General features: G+C 65.3%; 16 protein-coding genes. 12 read left to right on the forward strand and 4 right to left on the reverse strand.

All coding sequences use genetic code 11. The features are described 5' to 3' along the window. Positions 1–6: 6 nt before the first annotated feature. The 11 genes from paaH to ACLIKD_RS17835 all read left to right on the forward strand — a co-directional run bounded on the left by paaH (position 7) and on the right by ACLIKD_RS17835 (position 10,655). Entirely contained in the window at positions 7–1,533 is a 1,527-nt protein-coding gene (gene paaH, locus ACLIKD_RS17785; protein WP_428828357.1) for a 3-hydroxyacyl-CoA dehydrogenase PaaH, read from the forward strand. After that, a complete protein-coding gene (paaI, locus tag ACLIKD_RS17790; protein ID WP_226472015.1) occupies positions 1,526–2,005 on the forward strand; it encodes a hydroxyphenylacetyl-CoA thioesterase PaaI in 480 nt (159 codons plus the stop codon). Before paaH ends, paaI begins: the two co-directional genes overlap by 8 nt. 80 nt (positions 2,006–2,085) lie before the next feature. Further along, positions 2,086–3,411 (forward strand): phenylacetate--CoA ligase PaaK, encoded by a 1,326-nt coding sequence (gene paaK, locus ACLIKD_RS17795; RefSeq protein ID WP_226417961.1) that lies wholly within the window; start codon positions 2,086–2,088, stop codon positions 3,409–3,411. A gap of 68 nt (positions 3,412–3,479) precedes the next feature. Next, entirely contained in the window at positions 3,480–4,685 is a 1,206-nt protein-coding gene (pcaF, locus tag ACLIKD_RS17800; RefSeq protein ID WP_428826069.1) for a 3-oxoadipyl-CoA thiolase, read from the forward strand. 26 nt (positions 4,686–4,711) lie between these two features. Continuing rightward, positions 4,712–5,857: an ABC transporter substrate-binding protein gene (locus tag ACLIKD_RS17805; protein WP_428826070.1), complete on the forward strand. Its 1,146-nt coding sequence runs from the start codon at positions 4,712–4,714 to the stop codon at positions 5,855–5,857. 76 nt (positions 5,858–5,933) lie between these two features. After that, positions 5,934–6,947, forward strand: a complete 1,014-nt coding sequence (gene paaA / locus ACLIKD_RS17810; protein WP_428826071.1) for a 1,2-phenylacetyl-CoA epoxidase subunit PaaA — start codon at positions 5,934–5,936, stop codon at positions 6,945–6,947. A 109-nt stretch (positions 6,948–7,056) separates the two neighbouring features. Beyond that, a complete protein-coding gene (gene paaB, locus ACLIKD_RS17815) occupies positions 7,057–7,350 on the forward strand; it encodes a 1,2-phenylacetyl-CoA epoxidase subunit PaaB (protein ID WP_226417957.1) in 294 nt (97 codons plus the stop codon). Further along, entirely contained in the window at positions 7,350–8,132 is a 783-nt protein-coding gene (gene paaC, locus ACLIKD_RS17820; RefSeq protein ID WP_226472010.1) for a 1,2-phenylacetyl-CoA epoxidase subunit PaaC, read from the forward strand. Before paaB ends, paaC begins: the two co-directional genes overlap by 1 nt. Positions 8,133–8,136: 4 nt before the next feature. Next, complete coding sequence (gene paaD, locus ACLIKD_RS17825) at positions 8,137–8,637, forward strand: 1,2-phenylacetyl-CoA epoxidase subunit PaaD (RefSeq protein WP_428826072.1); 501 nt, start codon at positions 8,137–8,139, stop codon at positions 8,635–8,637. A 19-nt stretch (positions 8,638–8,656) separates the two neighbouring features. Continuing rightward, positions 8,657–9,754 (forward strand): 2Fe-2S iron-sulfur cluster-binding protein, encoded by a 1,098-nt coding sequence (locus ACLIKD_RS17830; protein WP_428826073.1) that lies wholly within the window; start codon positions 8,657–8,659, stop codon positions 9,752–9,754. Positions 9,755–9,881: 127 nt separating this feature from the next. Next, entirely contained in the window at positions 9,882–10,655 is a 774-nt protein-coding gene (locus tag ACLIKD_RS17835) for an enoyl-CoA hydratase (RefSeq protein ID WP_428826074.1), read from the forward strand. Between the two features lie 89 nt (positions 10,656–10,744). Here ACLIKD_RS17835 and ACLIKD_RS17840 read toward each other — a convergent pair whose 3' ends face one another. Continuing rightward, positions 10,745–11,614, reverse strand: a complete 870-nt coding sequence (locus ACLIKD_RS17840; RefSeq protein ID WP_428826075.1) for a hypothetical protein — start codon at positions 11,612–11,614, stop codon at positions 10,745–10,747. Between the two features lie 135 nt (positions 11,615–11,749). On the opposite strand from ACLIKD_RS17840, the gene ACLIKD_RS17845 reads away from it, so the two are divergent. Then, a complete protein-coding gene (locus ACLIKD_RS17845) occupies positions 11,750–12,820 on the forward strand; it encodes a hypothetical protein (RefSeq protein WP_428826076.1) in 1,071 nt (356 codons plus the stop codon). Between the two features lie 22 nt (positions 12,821–12,842). On the opposite strand, the gene ACLIKD_RS17850 is transcribed toward ACLIKD_RS17845, so the two are convergent. Genes ACLIKD_RS17850 through rsfS form a run of 3 tightly spaced genes read right to left on the reverse strand, consistent with a single transcriptional unit; the run spans position 12,843 to position 14,277 of the window. Then, a complete protein-coding gene (locus tag ACLIKD_RS17850; RefSeq protein ID WP_428826077.1) occupies positions 12,843–13,445 on the reverse strand; it encodes a Maf family protein in 603 nt (200 codons plus the stop codon). Beyond that, positions 13,445–13,915 (reverse strand): 23S rRNA (pseudouridine(1915)-N(3))-methyltransferase RlmH, encoded by a 471-nt coding sequence (gene rlmH / locus ACLIKD_RS17855; RefSeq protein ID WP_428826078.1) that lies wholly within the window; start codon positions 13,913–13,915, stop codon positions 13,445–13,447. Before rlmH ends, ACLIKD_RS17850 begins: the two co-directional genes overlap by 1 nt. Next, entirely contained in the window at positions 13,912–14,277 is a 366-nt protein-coding gene (gene rsfS / locus ACLIKD_RS17860; RefSeq protein WP_226417948.1) for a ribosome silencing factor, read from the reverse strand. The genes rlmH and rsfS overlap by 4 nt, the downstream gene beginning before the upstream one ends. Between the last annotated feature and the right edge of the window lies 1 nt (position 14,278).

Below are 14,278 nucleotides of genomic sequence, written 5' to 3' on the forward strand. Positions count from 1 at the left end.
GGCGTGATGCAAACACCCCTACCCCAACAGACCGTCATCGCGGTGGTCGGTACCGGCGCCATGGGCGCCGGCATCGCCCAGGTCGCGGCCGCCGCCGGCCACCCGGTCAAGCTGCTCGACAACCGCCCCGGCGCTGCCGAAAAGGCGGTCGACGGCATTCGTGCCCAATTCGCAAAACTGGCCGACAAGGGCAAGTTGAGCGCCGAAGCCGCCCAGGCGGCCGGCGCCCGCCTGATCCCGGTCGACCAACTGGCCGAGCTGGCCGATGCCGGCCTGGTCGTCGAAGCCATCGTCGAGAACCTCGCAGCCAAGCAGAAGCTCTACGCCGACCTCGAAGCCATCGTCGGCCCCGACTGCCTGTTCGGCACCAACACCTCGTCGATCTCGGTCACCGCCATCGGCGCCGCCTTGCAGCGCCCGGAACGGCTGGCCGGCCTGCACTTCTTCAATCCGGCACCGTTGATGGCGCTGGTCGAAATCGTCTCCGGTCTGGCCACCGAACCGGCCGTCGCCGCGACGCTGTTCGCCACCGCCGCCGCCTGGGGCAAGACCCCGGTGCATGCCAAGTCGACACCCGGCTTCATCGTCAATCGCGTCGCCCGCCCCTACTACGCCGAGGCCCTGCGCCTGGCCCAGGAAGGCGCCGCCGACTACGCCACGATCGACGCTGTGCTGCGCGAGGCCGGCGGTTTCCGCATGGGGCCGTTCGAGCTGATGGACATGATCGGCCACGACGTCAATTTCGCCGTGACCAACTCGGTGTGGCGCGCCTTCTACCACGACCAGCGCTTCCTGCCCTCGCTGCTGCAGCAGGAGCTGGTCGATGCCGGCTTCTTCGGCAAGAAGAGCGGCCGCGGTTTCTACGACTATCGCGAGGGCGCGGTGAAAGCGGCGCCGCAAAGCGAAGCACCCCAGACGCCGGTCGGCAAGATCAGCATCGTCGGCGAATCGGCGGCCGCCGAAGCGCTGGTCGACCGGCTGCATCACTGCAGCCTGTCGTTCAGCCGCGCCCTTGAAAGCGGCGGCCGGATCGCCGAGATCGGCCGCGCCGCGCTCTACGTCACCGACGGCCGCAGCGCCACGCAACGGGCGGCCGAGAGCGGCGTCGCCAACACCGTGCTGATCGACCTCGCCCTCGATTACGGCAAGGCCACCCGCCTGGCCATCGCCGTCGCCGAACAGTGCGACCCGGAGGCCGCCAACGCCGCCTGCGGCCTGCTCCAGGCAGCCGGTTTCGCCGTCTCGCGCTTCGCCGACATTCCCGGCCTGGCCGTCATGCGCAGCGTCGCCATGCTCGCCAACGAGGCGGCCGATGCCGTCAATCAGGGCGTCTGCTCGGCTGCCGCCGCCGATTCGGCGATGCGCCTCGGCGTCAATTATCCCCAGGGACCGCTCGCCTGGGCCGACCAGGTCGGCCTGCCGAACATCCGCAATGTCCTCACCCATCTCGGCGCCAGCTATGGCGAAGACCGCTACCGCGTCTCGCCGCTGATCCAGCGCGCCGTTTTTGCCGGAAAGAAAATCCATGACTGAACATCACCCCAAACCGACCGCCGAAGAAGCCCAGACCCTGGCCGACGCCACCGCCACGGCGATGTGGGCGCGCGACCGCGCCGCCCAGGCGCTCGGCATGAAGATCGTCCGCGTCCAGCCGGGCAAGGCCCTGCTCACCATGGCGGTGCGCGGCGACATGGTCAATGGCCACCACATCTGCCACGGCGGCATGATCTTCAGCCTGGCCGACACCGCCTTCGCCTATTCCTGCAACAGCTACAACAAGAACACGGTGGCTTCGGCCTGCCACATCGACTTTCTGGCCCCGGCCCGCGAAGGCGAAACGCTCGAAGCCGAGTCCATAGAACAGTCGGCATCCGGCCGCACCGGCGTCTATGACGTCACGGTGCGCACCGCCGACGGCCGAACCGTTGCGCTGTTCCGCGGCAAGAGCTATCGCATCAGCGGCGAAGTCATCGCCGGACTGCAAACGGCAGCAGCGAGTTGTTAGGAGGCAAGAGTTGCTGGCAAACCCGCTAACAACTCCAGCTACTAACGACTAACAGCTAACAACCAACAGAGGAGATAACCATGACTGTCAAAAAACCCCTGCCCGGCGACCTCGAGCCGATCGAGAGCGCCAGCCGCGACGAGATTTCCGCGCTGCAACTGGAGCGCCTGAAATGGTCGGTGCGCCACACCTACGACAACGTCGAGCCGTATCGCCGCAAGTGCCTGGACAAGGGCATCCACCCGGACGACCTGAAGACGCTGGCCGATATCGGCAAGTTCCCGTTCATGACCAAGCTCGACCTGCGCGACAACTATCCGTTCGGCCTGTTTGCCGTGCCGCGCGCCAAGGTGGCCCGCCTGCACGCCTCGAGCGGCACGACCGGCAAGTCGGTGGTCGTCGGCTACACCACCAGGGACATCGACAACTGGTCCGACCTGATCGCCCGCTCGCTGCGCGCGGCCGGCGTCCGGGCCGGCGACATGGTGCATAACGCCTACGGCTACGGGATGTTCACTGGCGGCCTCGGCGCCCATTACGGCATCGAACGCGCCGGCTGCTGCGCCGTGCCGATGTCCGGCGGCCAGACCGAAAAGCAGGTGCAGCAGATCATGGACTTCAAGCCGGACGCGATCATGGTCACGCCGTCCTACTCGCTGGTCATCGCCGAGGAATTCGAGCGGCTCGGCATCAAGCCGGCCGACATCTCGCTGAAGGTCGGCATCTTCGGCGCCGAGCCGTGGGGCGAAGGGATGCGCCATGAGATCGAACGCAAGCTCGGCATCGACGCCATCGACATCTACGGTCTGACCGAAGTGATGGGCCCCGGCGTCGCCTGCGAATGCATCGAGAGCAAGGACGGCCCGGTGATCTGGGAAGACCACTTTTACCCCGAGATCATCGACCCGGAAACCGGCGAAGTGCTGCCCGACGGCGAGGAAGGCGAGCTGGTGTTCACCTCGCTGACCAAGGAAGCCTTCCCGGTCATCCGCTACCGTACCCGCGACCTGACCCGCCTGCTGCCGCCGACCTCCCGCTCCTTCCGCCGCATCGGCAAGATCACCGGGCGTTCCGACGACATGCTGATCGTCCGCGGCGTCAATGTCTTCCCGACCCAGATCGAGGAACAGATCCTGCGCGACCCGCGGCTGGCCGGCACCTACCAGATCCTGCTGACGCGCGACGGCCATCTCGACAACGTCGAAGTGCGCTGCGAACTGCAACGCGAACTGTCCGGCAAGCTGTCGCCGAGCGAGATCCAGACGATCAGCAAGGAACTGCAGCACCACATCAAGACGATCATCGGCATCTCGACGCGGATCACCGTCATGGAACACGACTCCATCCCCCGCACGCTGACCGGCAAGGCCAAGCGCGTGCTCGATGAACGACCCAAACAGCAGTAGTTAGCTGCTAGCTATTAGCTACTAGCAAAACCACTCGATCCTAACAACTCGATCCTGGATCCTAAAAAATGATTGAAGCTTTTATCTGCGACGCCATCCGCACCCCGATCGGCCGCTACGGCGGCGCCCTCTCCGGCGTGCGCGCCGACGACCTCGGCGCCATTCCGCTCAAGGCGCTGATGGAACGCAACCCGCAGGTCGACTGGACGGTCGTCGATGACATCATCTACGGCTGCGCCAACCAGGCCGGCGAAGACAACCGCAATGTCGCCCGGATGTCCGGCCTGCTGGCCGGCCTGCCGATCGAAGTGCCGGGCACCACGGTGAACCGCCTGTGCGGTTCCGGCATGGATGCGGTCGGCCTGGCCGCCCGCTCAATCAAGTCCGGCGAAACGTCGTTGATGATCGCCGGCGGCGTCGAAAGCATGTCGCGCGCCCCGTTCGTCATGGGCAAGGCGGAATCGGCCTTCTCGCGCAATGCGGCGATCTACGACACGACCATCGGCTGGCGCTTCAGTAACCCGCTGATGAAGAAGCTCTACGACACGCATTCGATGCCGCAGACGGCCGACAACGTGGCGGCCGAGTTCGCCATTTCGCGCGCCGACCAGGATGCCTTCGCGGTCCGCTCGCAACAGCGCTGGGCCGCCGCCCAGGCGGCCGGCCGCTTCGCCGACGAGCTGGTGCCGGTGGTCATCCCGCAGAAGAAGGGTGAGGCGAAAGTGGTCGATACCGACGAGCATCCGCGGCCGGAAACGACGCTGGAAATGCTCGCCAAGCTGAAGGGCGTCAATGGCCCCGAACTCACCGTCACCGCCGGCAATGCATCCGGCGTCAATGACGGCGCCTGCGCGCTGCTGCTGGCTTCCGGCGCGGCCGCCAGCCAGTATGGCCTCAAGCCACTGGCCCGCGTCGTCGGCATGGCGACGGCCGGCGTGCCGCCCCGGATCATGGGTTTCGGCCCGGCCCCAGCAGTGCGCAAGGTACTGGCGCAAACCGGCCTGACGCTCGACCAGATGGATGTTGTCGAGCTCAACGAAGCTTTCGCCGCCCAAGGCCTGGCCGTGCTGCGCGACCTCGGCCTGGCCGACGATGCGGCACATGTGAATCCCAACGGCGGCGCGATCGCGCTCGGCCACCCGCTCGGCATGAGCGGCGCCCGGCTGGTCACCACCGCCGCCTATGAACTCAAACGCCGTGGCGGCCGCTACGCCCTGTGCACCATGTGCATTGGTGTCGGGCAAGGCATCGCCATGGTGATCGAGCGCGTTTGACCCCATTACAACAAAGGAGACTAACCATGAAGCACAGCATCAAGAAGCTCGTTGCCGGTACCGCCCTGGTCCTCGGCGCCTTTGCCGCCATCGCCGCGGAGCCGATCAAGATCGGTTCCGTGCTGTCGGTCACCGGTCCGGCCGCCTTCCTCGGCGACCCGGAACTGAAGACGCTGCAAATGTACGTCGAGGACATCAACAAGAAGGGCGGCCTGCTCGGTCGCCCGCTCGAACTGGTCCATTACGACGACGGCAGCGATGCCGGCAAGGCCAACGGCTTCACCAAGCGGCTGATCGACGACGACAAGGTCGACATCCTGGTCGGCGGCACGACGACTGGCGCCACCATGTCGGCCGCCCCGCTGGTCGACAAGGCTGGCATCCCGTTCATTTCGCTGGCCGGTGCCGTGGTCATCGTCGAACCGGTCAAGAAGTGGGTTTTCAAGACGCCGCACACCGACCGGATGGCCGCTGAAAAGGTCTTCGAGGACATGAAGAAGCGCGGCATCAGCAAGGTCGCCCTGCTCTCCGAGTCCTCCGGTTTCGGCCAGTCCGGCAAGAAGGAGACCGAAGGCGTCGCCGCCAAGTACGGCATCACGCTGGTCGCCAACGAGACCTACGGTCCCAAGGACACCGACATGAGCCCGCAGCTGACCAAGATCAAGAACACCGCCGGCGTCCAGGGCGTGTTCATCTTCGGTCTCGGCCAGGGTCCGGCGATCGCCACCAAGAACTACAAGCAACTGGGCATCACGCTGCCGCTCTATCACGCGCACGGCGTCGCCTCGGAAGAGTTCATCAAGCTGGCCGGGCCGGCCGCCGAAGGCATCCGCCTGCCGGCCGCCGCCCTGCTGGTGGCCAACAAGCTCGATGCCAAGGACCCGCAGAAGCCGATCGTCACCGCCTATTCCAAGTCCTTCAGCGACAAGTGGAAGACCGACGTCTCGTCCTTCGGCGGCCATGCCTATGACGGCCTGATGCTCGCCGTCGATGCCATCAAGCGCGCCGGCAGCACCGACAAGGCCAAGGTCCGCGACGCCATCGAAGCGACCAAGGGCTACATCGGCACCGGCGGCATCGTGAACATGTCGGCGACCGACCACATGGGCCTCGACCTGACCGCCTTCCGCATGCTCGAAGTCAAGAACGGCGACTGGACCCTGGTCCCGTAAGCCGTCGGAGCAGCAGGCAACAACGACAAACCGGTTCCGGCCCGCCCGGAACCGGCCCAACCCCAAGGAGAATCTCATGTACACACAGTCTTTCAACGTCCCGGACACACCCGGCGCGAAGACCGTCGCACTGGCTCCAGCCATTGAAGATGCCGCCCTGCAGGCGGCGTTCGACAGCCGCATCGACGCCGATGGGCGGATCGAGCCGCAGGACTGGATGCCCGACGCCTATCGCAAGACGCTGGTGCGCCAGATCAGCCAGCACGCCCACAGCGAGATCGTTGGCATGCTGCCGGAAGGCAACTGGATTTCCCGCGCCCCCAGCCTGAAGCGCAAGGCCATCCTGATCGCCAAGGTCCAGGATGAAGGCGGCCACGGCCTCTACCTCTACTCCGCCGCCGAAACCCTGGGCACCAGCCGCGACCAGATGCTCGACGGCCTGCACAGCGGGCGCGCCAAATACAGCTCGATCTTCAACTACCCGACCCTGACCTGGGCCGACGTCGGCGTGATCGGCTGGCTGGTGGACGGCGCCGCGATCATGAACCAGATCCCGCTCTGCCGCTGCTCCTACGGCCCCTACGCCCGGGCCATGGTGCGCGTATGCAAGGAGGAATCCTTCCACCAGCGCCAGGGCTACGAAGCGCTGCTGGTGATGATGACCGGCACCGATGAGCAGAAGGCGATGGTCCAGGATGCCGTCAATCGCTGGTGGTGGAAGTGCCTGGCGATGTTCGGACCGCCCGATGCCGACAGCCCGAACAGCGCCCAAGGCATGCGCTGGGGCATCAAGCGGGTGACCAACGACGAGCTGCGCCAGAAATTCGTCGATGCCACCGTGCCGCAGGCCCGAGTCCTCGGCGTGACGCTGCCCGACCCCGATCTGAAATGGAACGAGGAACGCCAGCACCACGACTACGGCACGATCGACTGGGACGAATTCTGGGCGACGGTGAACGGCAACGGCCCATGCAACAAGGAACGCCTGGCGACCCGCGTCAAGGCCTACAACGAAGGACAGTGGGTGCGCGATGCCGCGCTGGCCCACCACAGCAAACAGCAGCAACGCAGCGCCAAGGAGGCAGCATGAGCAGGAAGCAGGGGCCCCGCGCCGCGGGGATGCGACCGGCCGCGAATGCGGCCTTGCCTCCGATGCGAGGCGCCATGGAACAGATGATGATGAATGAGGAGGCAGCAGCATGACTACCGCATTGAAGGAATGGCCGCTCTGGGAAGTTTTCGTCCGCAGCAAGCAGGGTCTCGAACACAAGCACTGCGGCAGCCTGCACGCCGCCGATGCCGCCCAGGCGCTGGACATGGCGCGCGACGTCTATACCCGCCGGCAGGAAGGCGTCAGCATCTGGGTCGTGCCCTCGGTGGCGATCACCGCCAGCAACCCGGACGAAAAGGGCGAACTGTTCGACCCGGCGGCCGACAAGATCTACCGCCACCCGACCTTCTACGACATCCCGGAAGAAGTGGGGCACATGTAATGAGCGCCGCCATCGACTACCTGCTGCACCTCGCCGACAATGCCCTTGTCCTCGGCCAGCGTAATGCCGAGTGGTGCGGCCACGGCCCGATCCTCGAGGAAGACATCGCGCTGTCCAATGTCAGCCTCGACCTGATCGGCCAGGCCCGCCTGCTCTATCAGCTGGTCGCGACGCTCAAGGGCGGCGACTGCACGGAAGACAAGCTGGCCTATTTCCGCGATACCGGCGAGTTCCGCAACTACACGCTGCTCGAACTGCCGCACCACGGCCCGCTCTCCGGCTATGCCCAGGCCAGCCTCGACTACGGCACGACCATCGTCCGCAACTTCCTCTACAGCGCGCTGATGGCACTGCTCTGGGAGGCGCTCGAAAAGTCGGCCAATGCCGATCTGGCGGCGATCGCCGCCAAGTCGCTGAAGGAAGTTCGCTATCACTTGCGCCATTCCCGCGACTGGCTGGTCCGCCTCGGCGACGGTACCGATGAATCGCATGCCCGGACCCAGGCGGCGCTCGATCACCTGCTGCCCTACACCGAGGAATTCTGGGCGAGCAGCCCGGCCGAAGCGGCGGCCATCGCGGCCGGTATCGGCATCGATCCGCAGAGCCTGAAGGCCGACTGGGACGGCCTCGTCGATGCCGCGCTGGGCGAAGCGACGCTGCACCGCCCGGCGCTCGGCGGCTATGTGCCGGAAGGCAAGAAGGGCCTGCATTCCGAGCATCTCGGCTTCCTCCTGGCCGAAATGCAGAGCCTGGCCCGGGCCCATCCGAACGGGAACTGGTAAGGCGATGACGACGAGCGTCGAGGCCGTCTGGGCCGCGCTGGCCGATCTGGCCGACCCGGAAATCCCGGTCATTTCGCTGCGCGATCTCGGCATCCTGCGCGACGTGCGCCAGGGGCCGGACGGCCTGGAGGTGGTCATCACGCCAACCTACAGCGGCTGCCCGGCGATGGGCCAGATCGAGGACGACGTGCGGGCGACGCTGCTCGCCCGGGGCATAGTCGCCCGCGTCGTCACCCAGCTGGCCCCGGCCTGGACGACCGACTGGATGAGCGAGGCCGGCAAGGAAAAGCTGCGCGCCTACGGCATCGCCCCACCCCACCAGACACCGGCCGGCAGCACGGTGGTGCGCTTCATGGCCCGCCCGGCCACAGCGGTTGTCGTGCCCTGCCCGCAATGCGGCTCGAGCCACACCGTCGAATCCTCACACTTTGGCTCAACGGCTTGCAAGGCGCTCTACAAGTGCCTCGACTGCCAGGAACCATTCGATTATTTCAAGCCATATTAGATTTTCGGAGCATAACGACATGTCCGCCCCCCGCTTTCATGAACTCACCGTCAAGCGTGTCAGCCCCGAAGCGGCCGGCTCGCTGGCGGTCACTTTCGCCATCCCGGCCGCCGCCCGCGAAGCCTTCAGCTTCCAGCCCGGCCAGTTTCTGACGCTGCGTACTCAAATCAATGGCCAGGATGTTCGCCGCACCTACTCGATCAGCAGCCCGCGCAGCCGGCTGGCCAAGGCCGGCGAGCTGGAAATCGGCATCCGCCCGGTCGAAGGTGGCCTGTTTTCCAACTGGGCGGCGCAAACCCTGAAGGCCGGCGCGACGCTCGACGTGATGCCGCCGGACGGCCGCTTCATCGTCAAGAAGCAGCGCGCCATCCATCGCGTCGGCTTCGCCGCCGGTTCGGGGATCACGCCGATCCTGTCGATTGCCGCCAGCACGCTGGAAGAGCAGCCGGAATCGAAATTCACGCTGGTCTATGGCAATCGCCGGATGTCCAGCGTGATGTTCAACGAAGCGCTGCAGGACCTGAAGGACCGCTACCCGGACCGCCTGACGCTGATCCACATCCTCTCCCGCCAGGCGCAGGAAGTCGATCTGCTGCAGGGCCGCATCGACGGCGCCAAGGTGCAGGCGGTGATCGATGCCCTGCTGCCGGTAAAGAGCATGGACGAAGTCTTCATCTGTGGCCCGGAAGCGATGATCGAAGCCACCGAGAAGGCGCTGATCGAAGCCGGCGTCCCGGCCAGCCGCGTCTATGCCGAGCGCTTCACCAGCGGCCCGGCAATGGCCGCCAAGGTGCAGGCCGATACCGATGCGGCGGCGAGCCGGACGCAGGCCGCCAAGGACATCGCGCTAACCATCGTGCTCGACGGCAAGGAGCATGAGCTGCAGATCGGCGCCGACGAGCATGTCCTCGATGCCGCGCTGAATGCCGGCCTCGACCTGCCCTTCTCGTGCAAGGCCGGCGTCTGCTGTACCTGCCGGGCCAAGGTGTTGTGCGGCGAGGTGGTGATGGACAAGAACTTCACGCTGGAAAGCGCCGAGATGGAACAGGGCTTCGTGCTCAGTTGCCAGGCCCGGGCGACGACCCGGAAACTGGTGGTCAGTTTCGACGATCGCTGAACAAGCCATCGGCATGGCCGGCCGGGGCGGGTTAAACTGCCGCCTTTCGGCCATGGCCGGGACAAGCATTGATTCAACGTGAGCCGCCGGGAGCACCCCGGAGCGGCCGTTTTTTTGGAGAGCAGAGATGACACAGGTAGTTCTGGTTGAAACCCACGGCAAGGTTGGCCTGATCCGCATCAACCGTCCGGAAGCGATGAATGCGCTGAACAACGACGTGGTCGACGGCATCGGTGCGGCGATCGATGCCTTCGAAGCCGACGAAGCGATCGGCTGCATCGTCATCACCGGCAATGAGAAAGCCTTCGCCGCCGGAGCCGACATCGGCTTCATGAAGGATTTCGACTACATGCACGCCTACAAGACCGACTTCATCACCCGCAACTGGGAGCGCATCAAGACGACGCGCAAGCCGGTCATCGCGGCGGTGGCCGGCTTTGCGCTGGGCGGCGGCTGCGAGATGGCGATGATGTGCGACATGATCTATGCCGCCGACACCGCCAAGTTCGGCCAGCCGGAAGTCAAGCTCGGCACCCTGCCCGGAGCCGGTGGCACGCAGCGCCTGCCGCGCGCCGTCGGCAAGGCCAAGGCGATGGACCTCTGCCTGACCGGCCGGATGATGGATGCCGTCGAAGCCGAGAAAGCCGGCCTGGTCGCCCGCATCATCCCGGCCGAGCAACTGCTCGAAGAAACGCTGAAGGCGGCGACGACCATTGCCGGCTACTCGCTGCCGGTGGTGATGATGATCAAGGAATCGGTCAATCGCGCCTTCGAGTCGTCGCTCAACGAAGGCCTGCTCTTCGAGCGCCGCGTCTTCCACTCATCTTTTGCGCTGGAAGACCAGAAGGAAGGCATGGCCGCCTTCGCCGAGAAGCGCAAGGCGAGTTTCAAGAACCGCTGAGTTCACCGGCGCTGGCTACGCCATGGCGCCGCACCGGGGTGCGCCCTCCATTGCCGGGGAGCGCACCCTTTGGCTATATGCCCCGGCCGTTATTTGCCGACCGGCACTGCCTTACCGCTGCTCACATCCCAGGCCGAGCCATTTTCCAGGCTGATCCGGTAGAACTCGCGCAGCACGTTGCCCATGAAGCCGATCTCGACGATGGAAACATCCTTGAACTGGGTGTCGATGCCATTCGGCAAAATCCGGTTCATTTCGTCGGCGACATCCTTCATGGCCGCCTGCACCCGCTCGTCGTAAGGTGTCATGCTGTACACCAGCGTGGTGTGCGGATTATGCGAAGCGGTTTCCTTGCCGTCCTTGAAGACATTGACGCCGCTGACGCCGACCGTGCGCGTCAGTTCCTTCGCTGCCTCGCTCATCTTGGCGAACACCGGTCCGGTACAACGCGGCAGCGGCCCATCGCGCAATGGCGTCAAGGCCGCCGTCGCCACGGTGTTGAAGGACATCATGTCGCTATAGCCCGGGCCGCTCTTGACGACGCCCAAGTCGAACCACCAGGGCGCACCGGCTCCCTTGGCGGCCTCGGTGTTGTAGAAACTCTTCAGCGTCAGCGTGATTGGCGGCGGCATGCCGGGCAAGGCCTTGAGCATTTTTGCCGGGGTCGTCGGGTCGGCACTGTGAATGTGCAGCACCGTCACGTGCGGCAGATTGAAGGTGCGCGCCTCGTTTACCAGGCCCAACTTGATCAGGCGCTCACGCAACGGCGGCGAAATCTTGCTGTCGAGAACTGCCGTAACCTCCGGCGGCAAGCGGTAAACCAGGCCGTAAGTGGCCTTATGCTCGCGAAATGCCGGCTGATCCAGCGAACTGTTATCGACGGCGATGGCCACTGGGGCAAGCAGCCCGGCCCCCAGGCCAACGAGTGATGCTACGACGACTCTGCGCAACGTATTCATAAGGAACTCTCCTTTATTTATTTTCGCGGTAGGTTGTCGGGAATCACACTCCAGCATTCCCTTGGGCAGCATAGCACCGGCGCACTTCCGGGAGATGACAAAGCGCTGTTGCCAAGCTGCTACCATGGCGCCGCCATGCCCAATCCACTGCACCTTTTTGTCGACATCTCCAGCCACGGCTTCGGTCATCTCGCCATCACCGCCCCGGTCCTCAATACCCTGGCGGAAATCGTCCCGAACTACCGCCTGACCATCCGGACGCGGCTGCCCGCCAGCAAACTCCGGCAACGCATCGGCGTGCCGTTTACCTTGATCGAAGAGCGCACCGATTTCGGCTACGTGATGCTCGACGCCACCCGCATCGACCGGCCGGCCAGCGCCGCCGCCTACCGCCAGGCCCATGCCGACTGGCCGGCCAGCGTGGCCACCGAAGCGGCCTGGCTGAGCCAGCTCAAGCCGGACCTTGTGCTGACCAATGTCAGCTATCTGCCGCTGGCTGGCGCCGCAGCGGCCGGCATTCCGGCGCTCAGTCTGTGTTCGCTGAACTGGGCCGATCTGTTTGCCCACTTCTTCGCTGACGAACCGTGGGCCGCCGCGATACATGCCGAGATGCTCGCCGCCTACCGGGCGGCCAAGGTCTTCCTGCGCGTCACGCCCGGCATGCCGATGGACAGCTTGGGCAACGTCCGGGCCATCGGCCCGATTGCCGCGCTCGGCCAAAAACACGACCTCGGCCTGGGCGGCGACCGGGCCGTGCTGGTCGCCATGGGCGGCATCGCCCACCACCTGCCGGTCGACCAATGGCCGCGCCGGCCCGGCCTCCGCTGGCTGGTCGCCGCCAACTGGCAATGCCATCACCCGGATGCGCTGACCGTCGAGAGCTTCGGGCTGAGTTTTACCGACCTGCTGTGTTCGGTCGACGCGATCATCACCAAACCCGGCTACGGCACCTTCACCGAAGCGGCCGCCAATGGCACGCCAGTGCTCTATCAACGACGGGAGGACTGGCCGGAACAGGACTGTCTGATCGATTGGCTGGCCGGCCATGCGCCCAGTCTGGAGATCGCGGCTGGCCGGCTGGCCGACGGGCAACTGGCTGAAGCGCTGAGCGCCCTGTGGCAACAACCGCGGCCGCCACGGCCGGCGGTCGGCGGCGCCCGCCAGGCGGCCGAAATGATCGTCGCCCTCGGCGCCCGGCCAGGCTAGCCGCCGGATGGGCCCGGACTACTTAGAAGCGCCAGCCGAAACGCTTGAGCAACTCGCCGGTTTCGCAGACCGGCAGACCCATGACACCGGAAAAGCTGCCCGACAGATGTTCGACGAACATCCCGCCGCGCCCCTGGATGCCGTAGGCGCCGGCCTTGTCCATCGGTTCGCCGCTCAGCACGTAATGGCGGATTTCTTCCTCGTCCAGCGTGCGAAAGCGCACTTCGCTGCGCGACAGCACGTATTCGGTCCGCCCCATGTGGTCGAGCGCCACACCGGTCAGCACGCGGTGGGTGTGGCCGGACAGGCGGCGCAGGATACTGACGGCGTCGGCCATATCGACCGGCTTGCCGATGATCTGGCCGTCGAGTTCGAGCGTCGTATCGGCAGCCAGCACCGGGCGCAGCGGCAGCTTGCGTTCATTGACGATTTTCAGGCCGTGCTCGGCCTTGGCGCGGGTAACGCGCTCGACGTAGATGACCGGATCTTCGGCGGAAAACGGCGTTTCATCGGTGGCCGAATCGCTGCGCAAGCCATCGCGAAAAACGATGGTGTCGAATGCTATGCCCATCTGGGTCAACAGTTCGCGACGCCGCGGGCTACGCGAAGAAAGGTAAAGACGCATCATCCCTCCCGATGATATGGATGGTTTTTCAGTACGCTGACCGCCCGGTACAGCTGTTCGCACAGCACCAGGCGCGCCATGCCGTGCGGCAGCGTCAGACTGGACAGGCGCAACTTGTCGTCGGCCTGTTGTTTGAATTCTTCATCCAGCCCGTCCGCCCCGCCGATCAGCAGCGCCACGTCGCGGCCGTCCTGCATCCAGGCCTCCAGCCGGCGGGCCAGCTTGAGCGTCGTCAGGTCGTCGCCTTTTTCATCGAGCACGACGATGCGACAGCCGGAACCCAGAGCATCGCGGATCCGCCCTTTTTCGGCGGCCAGCAACTGCTCGCGCGTTTTCGAGCCGCGTGGCTCGGGCTTGATTTCAGTGACGCTGACGGCCAATTCGCGCGGCAGGCGCTTGAGGTACTCGGCGCAGCCGTCGCTCACCCAGTCGGGCTGGCGATGGCCGACAGCGAGTACGCTCAGTTTCATTCAGACGCAGCCTGCTCCGTTGCCTTGCGGCGCTGGGAGGGCGTGGCCTGCCAGAGTTCTTCGAGGTTGTAGTACTGGCGCACGGTCGGTTGCATGACGTGGACGATGATGTCGCCCAGATCAACCAGCACCCATTCGCCGCCGTCTTCACCTTCGGTGGACAACACCTCGCCGCCGGCTTCCTTGACCTTTTCCTGGACGTTGCCGGCCAATGCCTTGACCTGGCGGTTGGAGTCGCCGGTGGCGATGACCAGACGATCGAACATCGAGGTCAGCTTGGTGGTGTTGATGACTTCGATGTCCTTGCCTTTGATGTCTTCAAGGGCGGAAACGACGATTTTTTGCAGCTTGCGGATATCCATC

It is taken from the genome of Azonexus sp. IMCC34842, assembly GCF_050368855.1.
Lineage (GTDB): Bacteria > Pseudomonadota > Gammaproteobacteria > Burkholderiales > Rhodocyclaceae > Azonexus > Azonexus denitrificans_A.

Excerpts from the sequence above, each read along its gene's own strand:
- ACLIKD_RS17840 (WP_428826075.1), bottom strand. The coding sequence starts at position 11,614 with ATGAATACGTTGCGCAGAGTCGTCGTAGCATCACTCGTTGGCCTGGGG.
- rsfS (WP_226417948.1), bottom strand. The coding sequence starts at position 14,277 with ATGGATATCCGCAAGCTGCAAAAAATCGTCGTTTCCGCCCTTGAAGAC.
- ACLIKD_RS17830 (WP_428826073.1), top strand. The coding sequence starts at position 8,657 with ATGTCCGCCCCCCGCTTTCATGAACTCACCGTCAAGCGTGTCAGCCCC.
- ACLIKD_RS17850 (WP_428826077.1), bottom strand. The coding sequence starts at position 13,445 with ATGCGTCTTTACCTTTCTTCGCGTAGCCCGCGGCGTCGCGAACTGTTG.
- paaC (WP_226472010.1), top strand. The coding sequence starts at position 7,350 with ATGAGCGCCGCCATCGACTACCTGCTGCACCTCGCCGACAATGCCCTT.
- paaK (WP_226417961.1), top strand. The coding sequence starts at position 2,086 with ATGACTGTCAAAAAACCCCTGCCCGGCGACCTCGAGCCGATCGAGAGC.
- paaB (WP_226417957.1), top strand. The coding sequence starts at position 7,057 with ATGACTACCGCATTGAAGGAATGGCCGCTCTGGGAAGTTTTCGTCCGC.
- paaA (WP_428826071.1), top strand. The coding sequence starts at position 5,934 with ATGTACACACAGTCTTTCAACGTCCCGGACACACCCGGCGCGAAGACC.
- ACLIKD_RS17835 (WP_428826074.1), top strand. The coding sequence starts at position 9,882 with ATGACACAGGTAGTTCTGGTTGAAACCCACGGCAAGGTTGGCCTGATC.
- ACLIKD_RS17845 (WP_428826076.1), top strand. The coding sequence starts at position 11,750 with ATGCCCAATCCACTGCACCTTTTTGTCGACATCTCCAGCCACGGCTTC.
- ACLIKD_RS17805 (WP_428826070.1), top strand. The coding sequence starts at position 4,712 with ATGAAGCACAGCATCAAGAAGCTCGTTGCCGGTACCGCCCTGGTCCTC.
- pcaF (WP_428826069.1), top strand. The coding sequence starts at position 3,480 with ATGATTGAAGCTTTTATCTGCGACGCCATCCGCACCCCGATCGGCCGC.
- paaD (WP_428826072.1), top strand. The coding sequence starts at position 8,137 with ATGACGACGAGCGTCGAGGCCGTCTGGGCCGCGCTGGCCGATCTGGCC.
- rlmH (WP_428826078.1), bottom strand. The coding sequence starts at position 13,915 with ATGAAACTGAGCGTACTCGCTGTCGGCCATCGCCAGCCCGACTGGGTG.
- paaI (WP_226472015.1), top strand. The coding sequence starts at position 1,526 with ATGACTGAACATCACCCCAAACCGACCGCCGAAGAAGCCCAGACCCTG.
- paaH (WP_428828357.1), top strand. The coding sequence starts at position 7 with ATGCAAACACCCCTACCCCAACAGACCGTCATCGCGGTGGTCGGTACC.